This is a genomic window from Streptococcus mitis (assembly GCF_965111735.1).
GTDB classification, from domain to species: Bacteria; Bacillota; Bacilli; order Lactobacillales; family Streptococcaceae; genus Streptococcus; species Streptococcus mitis_DR.
Genome location: NZ_OZ217346.1, coordinates 1,799,642 through 1,813,438, shown reverse-complemented (window position 1 = coordinate 1,813,438; position 13,797 = coordinate 1,799,642). Strand labels below are relative to the sequence as shown.

Sequence of the window (13,797 nt, the reverse complement as noted above, 5' to 3'; positions counted from 1 at the left end):
GAGTACCAGGACCTTCTCCTCTGTTTTCCTATTCTAAAATGTTTTTCCCCTCTTTAACACGCCAATGATAATCCGATAAAATAATATCTTCGAGGGAGTAGCTAGCTTTCCAATCAAGATATTTTTTAGCTTTTGATGCGTCTGCTAGGACGCTAGCTGGATCACCAGCACGGCGAGCAACAATTTCGTGTGGTATTTTTTGATTCAGTAATTCTTCAGCAGTTTTAAAGATTTCTTTGACGGTATAGCCTTTTTCAGTTCCTAAGTTAAATATTTGAGAAGAACTGTCTTCTTGAAAGAGGTAGTTCATTCCTTTAACATGAGCCTGTGCAAGATCCAAGACATGAATATAATCTCGAATACATGAACCATCACGTGTATCGTAGTCATCTCCAAATATTTTCAGGCTATCATTTTGTCCCAATGCGGTTTTGTTGATATTGGGAATGATGTGAGTTGGATTTTTCACACGTAGACCGTTTGAAGCATCCATTTCAGCCCCAGCTACATTAAAGTAACGGAAAATGACATATTTCCAATCGTAGCGATTGGCCATCCAGTAAATCATTCGTTCACCCATCAGTTTTGTTTCTGCATAAGGGTTGACAGGGTCGAGCAGGGTATCTTCAGTTGCAGGCTTGTCAATACAGTTATTGCCATAGAGGGAAGCAGTAGAAGAGAACATGATTTTTTGAATACCAACTTCAGATAAGACTTTGAGAACTTGGTTCATACCAGCAACATTGGCAGTGAAGTATTTACTTGGATTTTCAATACTTTCGCTCACAACAATCTCACCCGCACAATGGAGAACAGCGTCAATCTTGTTTTCTTCCAAGTAAGCTTTTAAGGCGCTAGCATCATAAACATCCAGTTGTTTAAAGCTAGCACGACTATCTACAGCCGAACGATTTCCTGTAGAGAGATTATCTAGGACATGCACCTGGTAGCCAGCATTTAAAAGAGCTTTAACGGTATGGGAGCCAATGTAGCCAGCTCCACCTGTAACAAGAATTGTTTTGGTCATGATTTTTTCCTTTTCCTAGTTTTGTACTATTTTAAAGAAATAAGAAGGTGAAGTCAACTATTTCCTGCAAATTTTATGAAAAAATTGAACAAATATAGTATTGAATTGTTTTTTTGTTTTGAAATTAAGAGTTGGGTTAATCTTGGAATAGTTCTTAGATTTCACCTCACATGCAAGAAAATACAAGCTTTTTCTAAGATACAGTAAGACTAAGATACTAATTTAGAAATCCACCTTCCCGCTATCCTTCTCCTATAAAAAGTGGTAAAATGGATGAAAGAAAGAAGGAACTGAAATGACAACATTATTTTCAAAAATCAAAGAAGTAACAGAACTTGCTGCGATCTCAGGTCATGAAGCGCCTGTCCGTGCTTATCTTCGTGAAAAGTTGACACCGCATGTGGATGAAGTGGTGACAGATGGCTTGGGTGGTATTTTTGGTATCAAACATTCAGAAGCTGCAGATGCGCCACGTGTCTTGGTCGCTTCTCATATGGATGAAGTTGGTTTTATGGTCAGCGAGATCAAGCCAGACGGTACCTTCCGTGTGGTTGAAATTGGTGGCTGGAACCCCATGGTAGTCAGCAGTCAACGTTTCAAACTCTTGACTCGTGATGGTCGTGAAATTCCTGTGATTTCGGGTTCTGTCCCTCCACATTTGACTCGTGGAAAGGGTGGACCAACTATGCCAGCCATTGCAGATATCGTCTTTGATGGCGGTTTTGCGGATAAGGCTGAGGCAGAAAGCTTTGGCATCCGTCCTGGCGACACCATCGTGCCAGATAGTTCTGCAATCTTGACAGCCAATGAAAAAAATATCATCTCAAAAGCTTGGGACAATCGCTACGGTGTGCTCATGGTTAGTGAGTTGGCAGAAGCCCTGTCAGGTCAAAAACTTGGCAATGAACTCTATCTGGGTTCTAACGTCCAAGAAGAAGTTGGTCTCCGCGGTGCTCATACATCTACAACCAAGTTTGATCCAGAAGTCTTCCTAGCAGTTGATTGCTCACCAGCAGGTGATGTTTATGGCGGTCAAGGCAAGATTGGGGATGGAACCTTGATTCGTTTCTACGATCCAGGTCACCTGCTTCTCCCAGGTATGAAGGATTTCCTTTTGACAACGGCTGAAGAAGCTGGTATCAAGTACCAATACTACTGTGGAAAAGGCGGAACAGACGCTGGCGCAGCTCATCTGAAAAATGGTGGTGTCCCATCTACAACAATCGGTGTTTGCGCTCGTTATATCCATTCTCATCAAACCCTCTACGCTATGGATGACTTCCTAGAAGCTCAAGCTTTCTTGCAAGCCTTGGTGAAGAAATTGGATCGTTCAACAGTTGATTTGATTAAAAATTATTAAACCATAAGGGAGGTGGTAGGGATGGTAGAACCAAACCTAGAAAGCCTTGTAAAAGATCTTTACAATCATGCTCGACATGATTTGAGTGAAGATTTAGTTGCTGCTCTCCTAGAGACTGCTAAAAAACTGCCTTCTACAAATGAGCAATTGCTGGCAGTCCGTCTCTCGGGTCTAGTCAATCGTGAATTGCTCCTAAATCCTAAACATCCGGCACCTGAGTTGCTCAACTTGGCTCGCTTTATCAAAAGAGAAGAAGCTAAGTACAGAGGAACTGCAGCTTCTGCGATTATGTATGGGGAGCTCTTTAAAATGCTTTGATTCCATTGTGGATCAAAGCATTTTTTATATGGTAGAAAAGCAATTCTTGGTTAGGAAAAGAAAAAAGCCATCCCATTCAGGATAGCTTCTTGGTTCTTAGATTTGTTCAGCGATGACCTTTTCAGCAAGGTTCATGGCGTGGTCAGATACACGAGTATAGTGGGAAATGATGTCGATAAAGTTGACCCCAGCTTGTGTTGAACACTCACCCTTGTTGAGGCGTTTGATGTGGGTCTTTCTGAGAACACGCTCCATATTGTTGATTTCTTTATGGCGTTCAATCAGACTTTGAGCTTTTTCAATATCATTGTTTTCCACGCTATCAAGGGCATCCTTGATAAAGCCAGTGGTTTTTTGATAGATATCAGCCAATTCCTGCAAAGCAGCTTCAGAAAACTCAACATTTTTACGTTGAAGGTAGTCAGTCAGATTGATTAGGGCCTCAGCGTGATCCCCAATCCGTTCCAAATCACGGGATGAATCAAGGATGTTGGTCAGCACTTCACTTTCTTTCTGGCTAAGGGCTTCACTTGAAAGAGTAATAAGGTAACGAGTCAATTTTTCATCAATGGTATTGATGGCTTCTTCCGTCTTGTGGCCTTTTTCAGCAACCTTTTCATTGAGGTCAATGATGTAGTTGTATGAAAGGTCAAAGGCTTTGGAAGCATAATTTCCCAAGTGAAGTAGTTCTTTCTTTGCATTTCCGAGAGCGATTGATGGAGCTTGTTTAATCAAATGCTCATCAAGATAAAGTGGCTCGTACTTCACAACTTCATCTTCACCAGGGATGAGCTTGGTTACAAAGTAGGCTAAGGCACCGATGAAGGGAAATTGGATAATAGTATTTGTGATATTAAAGGTTCCGTGGGCGAAGGCAATGGTCATTTCTGGAGCCAGATTGAGTGTAGATTCAAACCATTGAATCAAGCCAGTGAAAGGTACAAGGAAGACAATACAGATAACCGTACCAATCACGTTAAAGGCGACATGGGCACCAGCAACACGTTTGGCAGCGATATTGGCTCCAAGAGAAGCAATAATAGCTGTAATGGTCGTTCCGATATTATCACCAAACAAGACTGGTAGGGCACCTTGTAGATCAATCAAACCACTTGCGTAAAGATTCTGTAGGATACCGATAGTTGCGGAAGAAGCTTGAATGAGTAGGGTTAGTCCAGTTCCGACAAAGACACCTAGAATAGGGCTCTTACTTAGTTCAACCATATAGTCTCTAAAGACTTGCAGGTCTTTTAGAGGTTCCATTGCACCGCTCATAAGATTGAGAGCGAAGAAGATACCACCTACACCAAAAATGATACGCCCGATGTTATTGATAGAGCGATTCTTGGTGAAGAAGAGACAAATCGCTCCGATGAAAAGCATTGGTAAGGCGTAATCTCCTAGCTTAAAACCGATGATAAAGGATGTAACGGTAGTTCCAATATTGGCACCCATGACAATACCGATAGCTTGACGCAAGGTCAAAAGTCCTGCGCTGACTAGCCCCACTGTAATGACTGTGACACCAGAACTTGACTGAATTAGCGCCGTCATACCGATACCAACTAGCACACCGAAGAACGGATTGCTGGTATATTTGTCAATGTAAAAACGAAGGCGATCTCCAGCAGCTTGTTGCAAACCGTCTCCCATGGTCTTGATACTATATAAGAATAGTCCCAGACCACCTAAAAAGTGAAATAAAATTTCCTGCCAATTAATGGACATTTCTTTTTCCTCCGAAAAATAATAACGGAATTTCTCCTATTCTATTTTAAAGGATAAAAGTAAATCTAACAAGTGTTAAGCTAAGATTTTAGAAAGAAAATTCGTTAGAAAAAGCAAAAATAATATACTCTAGCATGCCACAAAGATTAAATATCGAAAAATCTTGTGAAATCTTTCCTTATATTTCCAAAGTGTGATATAATAGTTTCGAATAAAATAAATAAAGGGGTTTTTGTAACATGGCAAAACTTACTGTTAAAGACGTTGACTTGAAAGGTAAAAAAGTCCTCGTTCGTGTTGACTTCAACGTACCATTGAAAGATGGCGTAATCACTAACGACAACCGTATCACAGCAGCTCTTCCAACTATTAAGTACATCATCGAACAAGGTGGACGTGCAATTCTTTTCTCTCACCTTGGACGTGTGAAAGAAGAAGCTGATAAAGCTGGTAAATCACTTGCTCCTGTAGCAGCAGACTTGGCAGCTAAATTGGGCCAAGACGTTGTTTTCCCAGGTGTCACTCGTGGTGCTGAATTGGAAGCAGCTATCAACGCTCTTGAAGATGGACAAGTTCTCTTGGTTGAAAACACTCGTTACGAAGATGTTGACGGCAAGAAAGAATCTAAAAACGATCCTGAACTTGGTAAATACTGGGCATCACTTGGAGATGGTATCTTCGTAAATGATGCATTCGGTACAGCTCACCGTGCACATGCATCTAACGTTGGTATTTCAGCAAACGTTGAAAAAGCAGTTGCTGGTTTCCTTCTTGAAAACGAAATTGCCTACATCCAAGAAGCAGTTGAAGCTCCAGAACGTCCATTCGTGGCTATCCTTGGTGGTTCAAAAGTTTCAGACAAGATCGGTGTTATCGAAAACTTGCTTGAAAAAGCTGATAAAGTTCTTATCGGTGGTGGTATGACTTACACATTCTACAAAGCACAAGGTATCGAAATCGGTAACTCACTTGTAGAAGAAGACAAAGTGGATGTTGCGAAAGCTCTTCTTGAAAAAGCAAACGGTAAATTGATCTTGCCAGTTGACTCAAAAGAAGCTAACGCATTTGCTGGTTACACTGAAGTGAAAGACACTGAAGGTGAAGCAGTGGATCCAGGCTTCCTTGGTCTTGACATCGGTCCAAAATCTATCGCTAAATTTGACGAAGCTTTGACTGGTGCGAAAACAGTTGTATGGAACGGACCTATGGGTGTATTTGAAAACCCAGACTTCCAAGCTGGTACAATTGGTGTGATGGACGCTATCGTGAAACAACCAGGAGTTAAATCAATCATCGGTGGTGGTGACTCAGCTGCCGCAGCGATCAACCTTGGACGTGCAGACAAATTCTCATGGATTAGTACGGGCGGAGGTGCTTCAATGGAACTTCTCGAAGGTAAAGTATTGCCAGGACTTGCAGCCTTGACAGAAAAATAAGATTTTATAAATAAATCAAAGAAGAGAGGGATGAAAGTTCCTCTTTTCTTTTGCTTAAAATAAAAACGCTTCCTCTCAACTATTACTCATAAAAATCACCGATTTATGATAAAATGGAAATAGAAAGTTGAGATTATGAGTTATTTTAAAAAATATAAATTCGATAAATCCCAGTTCAAACTTGGTATGCGAACCTTTAAAACAGGTATTGCTGTTTTTCTAGTTCTCTTGATTTTTGGCTTTTTTGGCTGGAAAGGTCTTCAAATCGGTGCTTTGACAGCCGTTTTTAGCCTGAGGGAGAGTTTTGATAAGAGTGTTCATTTTGGGACTTCGCGTATTCTAGGAAATAGTATCGGTGGCCTCTATGCCTTGGTCTTCTTCTTATTAAATACCTTTTTCCACGAAGCCTTTTGGGTGACCTTGGTAGTTGTTCCAATCTGCACTATGTTAACCATTATGACAAATGTAGCCATGAATAACAAAGCAGGGGTTATTGGTGGTGTAGCAGCTATGTTAATCATTACCCTATCGATTCCGAGCGGAGAGACAATTTTGTACGTATTTGCGCGTGTATCAGAAACTTTCATGGGAGTTTTTGTCGCAATTCTTGTAAATTACGATATTGATCGTATTCGGCTCTTTTTAGAGAAAAAAGAAAAATAATGTTACATTTTATAACATTATCATTTGACGTTTGTCTTTTTTTAGACTATAATAGACAGAAAGAAGGAAATTGTAAATGAAGGAAAAAGAATTTCGCCGAAATATGGCTGTTTTTCCTATCGGCAGTGTTATGAAGTTGACCGATCTATCGGCGCGTCAGATTCGTTATTATGAAGATCAAGAGTTGATTAAGCCAGATCGAAACGAAGGGAACCGTCGCATGTATTCCTTGAATGACATGGATCGTCTGCTTGAGATCAAAGATTATATCTCTGAAGGTTATAATATCGCTGCCATTAAGAAAAAATATGCTGAACGTGAAGCGAAATCCAAGAAAGCGGTGAGTCAGACTGAGGTGCGTCGTGCACTTCATAATGAACTCCTCCAACAGGGTCGCTTTACTTCAGTACGGTCACCTTTTGGTCGCGGTTAGGCAACCGCAAGTAGTTATACATTAAGGAGAAAACTCATGCCAATCACAGCTGCAGATATTCGTCGTGAAGTCAAGGAAAAAAATGTTACCTTTATTCGTCTCATGTTCTCAGATATTTTGGGAACCATGAAAAACGTCGAAATTCCTGCTACAGATGAACAGTTAGATAAAGTCTTGTCAAATAAGGCTATGTTTGATGGATCTTCTATTGAAGGTTTTGTACGTATCAATGAGTCAGATATGTACTTGTACCCTGACTTGGATACATGGACAGTCTTCCCTTGGGGAGATGAAAATGGAAGTGTTGCAGGTTTGATCTGTGATGTCTATACAACAGAAGGTGAGCCATTTGCAGGTGATCCTCGTGGCAATTTGAAGCGTGCTCTTCGTCACATGGAAGAAGTAGGATTCAAGTCCTTTAACCTTGGACCAGAGCCAGAATTCTTCCTATTTAAGTTGGATGAAAATGGAGACCCAACACTTGAAGTGAATGACAAGGGGGGCTACTTTGATTTGGCGCCTACTGACCTTGCGGACAATACACGTCGTGAGATTGTCAATGTCTTGACCAAAATGGGATTTGAAGTAGAAGCAAGTCACCATGAGGTTGCGGTTGGACAGCATGAAATTGACTTCAAGTACGATGAAGTTCTCCGTGCCTGTGATAAGATTCAAATCTTTAAACTTGTTGTTAAAACCATTGCTCGCAAACATGGGCTTTACGCAACCTTTATGGCAAAACCAAAATTTGGTATTGCTGGATCAGGTATGCACTGTAATATGTCCTTGTTTGATGCAGAAGGAAACAACGCCTTCTTTGATCCAAATGATCCGAAAGGAATGCAGTTGTCAGAAACTGCCTACCATTTCCTTGGCGGTTTGATTAATCATGCCTACAACTATACTGCCATCATGAACCCAACAGTTAACTCATACAAACGTTTGGTTCCAGGTTATGAAGCGCCTGTTTACATTGCTTGGGCTGGTCGTAACCGTTCTCCACTTGTGCGCGTTCCTGCTTCACGTGGTATGGGAACTCGTCTTGAGTTACGTTCAGTGGATCCGATGGCAAACCCATACATCGCTATGGCGGTTCTTTTGGAGGTTGGTTTGCATGGTATTGAAAACAAAATCGAAGCACCAGCTCCTATCGAAGAAAATATCTACATCATGACAGCAGAAGAGCGCAAGGAAGCTGGTATTACGGACCTTCCATCAACCCTTCACAACGCTTTAAAAGCTTTGACAGAAGATGAAGTTGTAAGAGCGGCTCTTGGAGAACATATCTATACTAGTTTCCTTGAAGCCAAACGAATTGAATGGGCAAGTTATGCAACCTTCGTCTCACAATGGGAAATTGATAATTATTTAGACCTTTACTAATACTAATATAGAAGGAAGATTGTCCGTGAGGATAATCTTTTTTTCTTGTATTTTATATCGAGGTGTGATATATTTTATATAACGAAGTGCGATATATCGAACTGGATAGGAGGTAGCTATAAATGGAATTAACGGATAAGATTCGTCGAGTTTATCTTCCGATGACGGAAACGGGCTTTTATATCTTGTTCTGTCTGCAAAAGGAAGGTCATGGGTACAGTATTACGCAAAAGGTCAAGGAGATGACAGATTTGCAAGTTTCGATTAGTCCTGGAACTATGTATGGAACCTTGTCAAAAATGGAAAAGGATGGTTTGATTTCCTTTGTCCGAGAAGAGGAAAAACGGAAAATCTATCAGATTACAGACTTGGGACGAAAAGTCTTAGATATTGAATTGAAGCGTATTGAACGCCTCTACAGAAATAGTCGGGAGGAAGGATGATGGAAAAGAAAATTGTTTATAGAATTGCTACCATTGCGGATTATGATAGAGAGGCTTTATATCTTAGAAAAATGCATGCTGAGGGCTGGAAACTCAAGGAAGTGACCTACTCTAACTTAGTAGTTGCGGTTAAGTATACTTTTGAAAAGTGCCAACCGGAGCAGGTGTCTTATCAGTTGGACTTTTATCCTATGAAAAAATCAGAGAGAGCCTCCTATTTACAATTATTTAAAGACTGTGGATGGGAGCATATTACAGACTTTAATGGTTTTTCCTACTTTAGAAAGCTTCATTCTGGAATTGAGTCGGATGCCGAGTTTGAAATTTATAATGATGCGTCTGGGAAGTTAGCTGTGGTTAAACGGATTTTAATAATTCGGATGATTCCTATTTTGCTTATCTTTTTGCTTATCTTTTCGGCTCTACTACCGGTTTTCTCAAAGTTTGTCAGTGGAGATAGTTCTTTCAGTTGGGACATGTTTTTGATTGTCTTAATAGATTTTGTTTTATTGATAATTAATGCGATTCAGATTTCTTATGTTTTGTGGAGATTGAGTCAAAAGTGGAAAGAATTATCTAATAAATAACACCAGGCATGTTTTCTAATTTTGGGGTAATACAATGGTTAGCAGAGTAGAATTTCGAATTTTCACTATTCTTAATTTGGACAAGGAAGAAGAATATTTACATGAGATGCATTTGAAAGGTTGGAAATATGGTAGGAATTGTTTTGGTTTTTTCTATTTTGACCAATGTCAACCGGAAGATGTCATCTACCGTATCTATGATTCTAGATTTCTTAAAAAGTATAAGCATGAACTGCAAGATTTTAGAGATAGAGGTTGGGAATTGATAGAAACAGGTTTTTGTTCAATTCTTCGTAAATCGTCTTCTGATTTACTTCCAGAGGATCAAGTCTATATGAGTAAGGGGCTCAGATGGGCAGTTATACAATATAGACTTCGTTTATGTGCAACTACTTTCTTAGGTGGTCTTGTTGTTTGCATGAGTTTGTTTAGAGAAGATCTTTCTATATCTTTCTTCATTATTTTTGTTTTGTATGCTTTACTGATTTCTTATCTAATCTATGGTTATTTCAGATTAAAAAGGAAATATCAAGTAGGTGGATAGTAAAGTTTCTAGGTCTTTAGACTGATTTTTAGCACTCTTGGCAAAAGAGTGCTAATTTTTTGAGTTTTTGTCTTGACATTCTCTTTTAAGGGTGTATAATAGAATCATAAGTTAGCACTTGGGTGTATCGAGTGCTAATTGATCAGACAGAGAGGAGTGATGAGATGGTTACAGAGCGTCAGCAGGATATTCTGAATCTGATTATTGACATCTTTACCAAAACGCACGAACCTGTCGGATCCAAAGCCTTGCAAGAGTCTATTAACTCTAGCAGTGCAACCATTCGTAATGATATGGCGGCTTTAGAAAAGCAAGGTTTGCTTGAGAAGGCCCATACTTCAAGTGGTCGGATGCCAAGTGTTGCTGGTTTTCAGTACTATGTGAAACACTCACTGGATTTTGACCGATTGGCTGAAAATGAGGTTTATGAGATTGTCAAAGCCTTTGATCAGGAATTCTTCAAATTGGAGGATATTCTGCAAGAGGCTGCTAATCTGCTAACAGACCTGAGTGGCTGTACGGTAGTAGCACTGGATGTTGAGCCGAGCAGGCAACGTTTGACAGCCTTTGATATCGTTGTTTTGGGGCAACATACAGCCTTGGCAGTATTCACCCTAGACGAGTCGCGAACGGTTACTAGTCAGTTTCTGATTCCAAGGAACTTCTTGCAGGAGGATTTGCTGAAACTGAAGAGCATCATTCAGGAACGTTTCCTCGGTCACACCGTTCTAGATATTCACTACAAGATTCGGACGGAGATTCCGCAGATTATCCAGCGTTACTTTACAACAACGGACAATGTCATCGATCTCTTTGAACACATTTTTAAGGAAATGTTTAACGAAAACATTGTGGTGGCGGGCAAGGTCAATCTCTTGAATTTTGCTACTCTAGCAGCCTATCAGTTCTTTGACCAACCGCAAAAGGTGGCCTTGGAGATTCGTGAGGGGCTGCATGAGGATCAGATGCAAAATGTCCGTGTTGCAGACAGTCAAGAGTCCTGTCTAGCTGATCTAGCTGTGATTAGTAGCAAGTTTCTTATTCCTTATCGGGGAGTTGGAATTCTAGCCATTATCGGTCCGGTTAATCTGGATTACCAGCAATTGATCAACCAAGTCAATGTGGTCAACCGTGTTTTGACCATGAAGTTGACAGATTTTTACCGCTACCTCAGCAGTAATCATTACGAAGTACATTAAGATTGAAATCATTAAAGGAGGCGAAAATGGCCCAAGATATAAAAAATGAAGAAGTAGAAGAAGTTCAAGAAGAGGAAGTTGTGGAAACGGTAGAAGAAACAACTCCTGAGAAATCTGAATTGGACTTGGCAAATGAACGTGCAGATGAGTTTGAAAACAAATATCTTCGCGCTCATGCAGAAATGCAAAATATCCAACGCCGTGCCAATGAAGAGCGTCAAAACTTGCAACGTTATCGTAGCCAGGACTTGGCAAAAGCGATTCTCCCTTCTTTGGATAACCTTGAGCGTGCACTCGCGGTTGAAGGTTTGACAGACGATGTCAAAAAAGGATTGGAAATGGTGCAAGAAAGCTTGATTCACGCTTTGAAAGAAGAAGGAATCGAAGAAATCACAGCTGACGGTGAATTTGACCATAACTACCATATGGCCATCCAAACTCTCCCAGCAGACGATGAACACCCAGCAGATACCATCGCCCAAGTTTTCCAAAAAGGCTACAAACTCCATGACCGCATCCTACGCCCAGCAATGGTGGTGGTTTACAACTAGGCTAGATAGCTTAAAAAAAACTTGTCCGAAACGACAATAAACTATGAAGAAAGATAAAATATATTTGGCTTTGCAATAGTGAGCGAAGCGAACCAAAGACGATACTCTTCGCCGTGGCGCTATTTGCGCAAACTTTTAGACCTTAGGCTCAAAGTTTAGTCAAAGAGATTGACGAAGTCAAGCTCTGACGGCGCCGCCACTTAAGAAGAGTATCAAAAAGAAAAATAGAATATAAAATTTAAGGAGAAAAACACATGTCTAAAATTATCGGTATTGACTTAGGTACAACAAACTCAGCAGTTGCAGTTCTTGAAGGAACTGAATCAAAAATCATCGCAAACCCAGAAGGTAACCGTACAACTCCATCTGTAGTCTCATTCAAAAACGGAGAAATCATCGTTGGGGATGCTGCAAAACGCCAAGCAGTTACAAATCCAGATACAGTCATCTCTATCAAATCTAAAATGGGAACTTCTGAAAAAGTTTCTGCTAACGGAAAAGAATACACTCCACAAGAAATCTCAGCTATGATTCTTCAATACTTGAAAGGTTATGCTGAAGACTACCTTGGCGAAAAAGTAACTAAAGCAGTCATCACAGTTCCTGCTTACTTCAACGACGCTCAACGTCAAGCAACAAAAGACGCTGGTAAAATCGCTGGTCTTGAAGTAGAACGTATCGTCAACGAACCAACTGCAGCCGCTCTTGCTTACGGTTTGGACAAGACTGATAAAGAAGAAAAAATCTTGGTATTTGACCTTGGTGGTGGTACATTCGACGTATCTATCCTTGAATTGGGTGACGGTGTCTTCGACGTATTGTCAACTGCAGGGGACAACAAACTCGGTGGTGACGACTTTGACCAAAAAATCATCGACCACTTGGTAGCAGAATTCAAGAAAGAAAACGGTATCGACTTGTCTACTGACAAGATGGCAATGCAACGTTTGAAAGATGCAGCTGAAAAAGCTAAGAAAGACCTTTCTGGTGTAACTTCAACACAAATCAGCTTGCCGTTTATCACTGCTGGTGAAGCTGGACCTCTTCACTTGGAAATGACTTTGACTCGTGCGAAATTTGATGATTTGACTCGTGACCTTGTTGAACGTACAAAAGTTCCAGTTCGTCAAGCCCTTTCAGATGCAGGTTTGAGCTTGTCAGAAATCGACGAAGTTATCCTTGTTGGTGGTTCAACTCGTATCCCAGCCGTTGTAGAAGCTGTTAAGGCTGAAACTGGTAAAGAACCAAACAAATCAGTAAACCCTGACGAAGTTGTTGCTATGGGTGCTGCTATCCAAGGTGGTGTGATTACTGGTGATGTCAAAGACGTTGTCCTTCTTGACGTAACACCATTGTCACTTGGTATCGAAACAATGGGTGGAGTCTTCACAAAACTTATCGATCGCAACACTACTATTCCAACATCTAAATCACAAGTCTTCTCAACTGCAGCAGACAACCAACCAGCCGTTGATATCCACGTTCTTCAAGGTGAACGTCCAATGGCAGCAGATAACAAAACTCTTGGACGTTTCCAATTGACTGATATCCCAGCTGCGCCTCGTGGAATTCCTCAAATCGAAGTAACTTTCGACATTGACAAGAACGGTATCGTATCTGTTAAAGCCAAAGACCTTGGAACTCAAAAAGAACAAACAATTGTCATCCAATCTAACTCTGGTTTGACAGACGAAGAAATCGACCGCATGATGAAAGATGCAGAAGCGAACGCTGAAGCAGATAAGAAACGTAAGGAAGAAGTTGACCTTCGTAACGAAGTAGACCAAGCAATCTTTGCGACTGAAAAGACAATTAAGGAAACTGAAGGCAAAGGCTTCGACGCAGAACGTGACGCTGCCCAAGCTGCCCTTGATGATCTTAAGAAAGCTCAAGAAGACAACAACTTGGACGAAATGAAAGCAAAACTTGAAGCATTGAATGAAAAAGCTCAAGGACTTGCTGTTAAACTCTACGAACAAGCTGCAGCAGCCCAACAAACTCAAGCAGGAGCAGAAGGTGCACAAGCAACAGGAAACGCAGGCGATGACGTCGTAGACGGAGAGTTTACGGAAAAATAAGATGCAAAGCCCGTTAAAACCTCACAGTGAAAATAGGAAATCTGACG

At 40.7% G+C, this 13,797-nt stretch carries 14 protein-coding genes; 12 read left to right on the top strand and 2 right to left on the bottom strand.

What is annotated here, in order from left to right:
• Nucleotides 1–28: 28 nt before the first annotated feature.
• Entirely contained in the window at nt 29–1,027 is a 999-nt protein-coding gene (gene galE / locus ACLV7W_RS08800; protein ID WP_033688137.1) for a UDP-glucose 4-epimerase GalE, read from the bottom strand.
• 295 nt (nt 1,028–1,322) lie between these two features.
• On the opposite strand from galE, the gene pepA reads away from it, so the two are divergent.
• A complete protein-coding gene (gene pepA, locus ACLV7W_RS08795; protein ID WP_000209170.1) occupies nt 1,323–2,387 on the top strand; it encodes a glutamyl aminopeptidase in 1,065 nt (354 codons plus the stop codon).
• A gap of 21 nt (nt 2,388–2,408) precedes the next feature.
• Entirely contained in the window at nt 2,409–2,705 is a 297-nt protein-coding gene (locus ACLV7W_RS08790) for an enterocin immunity protein (RefSeq protein WP_045605599.1), read from the top strand.
• Nucleotides 2,706–2,801: 96 nt separating this feature from the next.
• Here ACLV7W_RS08790 and ACLV7W_RS08785 read toward each other — a convergent pair whose 3' ends face one another.
• Entirely contained in the window at nt 2,802–4,433 is a 1,632-nt protein-coding gene (locus ACLV7W_RS08785; RefSeq protein WP_049499742.1) for a Na/Pi cotransporter family protein, read from the bottom strand.
• A gap of 239 nt (nt 4,434–4,672) precedes the next feature.
• On the opposite strand from ACLV7W_RS08785, the gene ACLV7W_RS08780 reads away from it, so the two are divergent.
• From ACLV7W_RS08780 to dnaK, 10 genes are all read left to right on the top strand, one after another.
• The gene (locus tag ACLV7W_RS08780; protein WP_084927015.1) at nt 4,673–5,869 is read left to right on the top strand and encodes a phosphoglycerate kinase; all 1,197 of its coding nucleotides are present in this window, start codon (nt 4,673–4,675) and stop codon (nt 5,867–5,869) included.
• A 135-nt stretch (nt 5,870–6,004) separates the two neighbouring features.
• Nucleotides 6,005–6,532 carry an FUSC family protein gene (locus ACLV7W_RS08775; RefSeq protein ID WP_000119915.1) on the top strand — a complete coding sequence of 176 codons (528 nt, stop codon included), beginning with the start codon at nt 6,005–6,007 and terminating at the stop codon, nt 6,530–6,532.
• 76 nt (nt 6,533–6,608) lie between these two features.
• Complete coding sequence (gene glnR, locus ACLV7W_RS08770) at nt 6,609–6,965, top strand: transcriptional repressor GlnR (RefSeq protein WP_261028196.1); 357 nt, start codon at nt 6,609–6,611, stop codon at nt 6,963–6,965.
• Between the two features lie 36 nt (nt 6,966–7,001).
• Complete coding sequence (gene glnA / locus ACLV7W_RS08765) at nt 7,002–8,348, top strand: type I glutamate--ammonia ligase (protein WP_261028198.1); 1,347 nt, start codon at nt 7,002–7,004, stop codon at nt 8,346–8,348.
• A gap of 122 nt (nt 8,349–8,470) precedes the next feature.
• Nucleotides 8,471–8,791: a PadR family transcriptional regulator gene (locus ACLV7W_RS08760; protein WP_031233152.1), complete on the top strand. Its 321-nt coding sequence runs from the start codon at nt 8,471–8,473 to the stop codon at nt 8,789–8,791.
• Nucleotides 8,791–9,378, top strand: a complete 588-nt coding sequence (locus tag ACLV7W_RS08755; RefSeq protein WP_411865942.1) for a DUF2812 domain-containing protein — start codon at nt 8,791–8,793, stop codon at nt 9,376–9,378. The genes ACLV7W_RS08760 and ACLV7W_RS08755 overlap by 1 nt, the downstream gene beginning before the upstream one ends.
• Nucleotides 9,379–9,412: 34 nt before the next feature.
• Entirely contained in the window at nt 9,413–9,922 is a 510-nt protein-coding gene (locus tag ACLV7W_RS08750; RefSeq protein ID WP_020903112.1) for a DUF2812 domain-containing protein, read from the top strand.
• 164 nt (nt 9,923–10,086) lie between these two features.
• Nucleotides 10,087–11,121, top strand: a complete 1,035-nt coding sequence (gene hrcA / locus ACLV7W_RS08745) for a heat-inducible transcriptional repressor HrcA (protein ID WP_237447201.1) — start codon at nt 10,087–10,089, stop codon at nt 11,119–11,121.
• 26 nt (nt 11,122–11,147) lie between these two features.
• A complete protein-coding gene (gene grpE, locus ACLV7W_RS08740) occupies nt 11,148–11,672 on the top strand; it encodes a nucleotide exchange factor GrpE (RefSeq protein ID WP_000046041.1) in 525 nt (174 codons plus the stop codon).
• 254 nt (nt 11,673–11,926) lie between these two features.
• Nucleotides 11,927–13,750 carry a molecular chaperone DnaK gene (dnaK, locus tag ACLV7W_RS08735; protein WP_261117559.1) on the top strand — a complete coding sequence of 608 codons (1,824 nt, stop codon included), beginning with the start codon at nt 11,927–11,929 and terminating at the stop codon, nt 13,748–13,750.
• Nucleotides 13,751–13,797: the final 47 nt, after the last annotated feature.

Excerpts from the sequence above, each read along its gene's own strand:
- galE (WP_033688137.1), bottom strand. The coding sequence starts at position 1,027 with ATGACCAAAACAATTCTTGTTACAGGTGGAGCTGGCTACATTGGCTCC.
- pepA (WP_000209170.1), top strand. The coding sequence starts at position 1,323 with ATGACAACATTATTTTCAAAAATCAAAGAAGTAACAGAACTTGCTGCG.
- ACLV7W_RS08790 (WP_045605599.1), top strand. The coding sequence starts at position 2,409 with ATGGTAGAACCAAACCTAGAAAGCCTTGTAAAAGATCTTTACAATCAT.
- ACLV7W_RS08785 (WP_049499742.1), bottom strand. The coding sequence starts at position 4,433 with ATGTCCATTAATTGGCAGGAAATTTTATTTCACTTTTTAGGTGGTCTG.
- ACLV7W_RS08780 (WP_084927015.1), top strand. The coding sequence starts at position 4,673 with ATGGCAAAACTTACTGTTAAAGACGTTGACTTGAAAGGTAAAAAAGTC.
- ACLV7W_RS08775 (WP_000119915.1), top strand. The coding sequence starts at position 6,005 with ATGAGTTATTTTAAAAAATATAAATTCGATAAATCCCAGTTCAAACTT.
- glnR (WP_261028196.1), top strand. The coding sequence starts at position 6,609 with ATGAAGGAAAAAGAATTTCGCCGAAATATGGCTGTTTTTCCTATCGGC.
- glnA (WP_261028198.1), top strand. The coding sequence starts at position 7,002 with ATGCCAATCACAGCTGCAGATATTCGTCGTGAAGTCAAGGAAAAAAAT.
- ACLV7W_RS08760 (WP_031233152.1), top strand. The coding sequence starts at position 8,471 with ATGGAATTAACGGATAAGATTCGTCGAGTTTATCTTCCGATGACGGAA.
- ACLV7W_RS08755 (WP_411865942.1), top strand. The coding sequence starts at position 8,791 with ATGGAAAAGAAAATTGTTTATAGAATTGCTACCATTGCGGATTATGAT.
- ACLV7W_RS08750 (WP_020903112.1), top strand. The coding sequence starts at position 9,413 with ATGGTTAGCAGAGTAGAATTTCGAATTTTCACTATTCTTAATTTGGAC.
- hrcA (WP_237447201.1), top strand. The coding sequence starts at position 10,087 with ATGGTTACAGAGCGTCAGCAGGATATTCTGAATCTGATTATTGACATC.
- grpE (WP_000046041.1), top strand. The coding sequence starts at position 11,148 with ATGGCCCAAGATATAAAAAATGAAGAAGTAGAAGAAGTTCAAGAAGAG.
- dnaK (WP_261117559.1), top strand. The coding sequence starts at position 11,927 with ATGTCTAAAATTATCGGTATTGACTTAGGTACAACAAACTCAGCAGTT.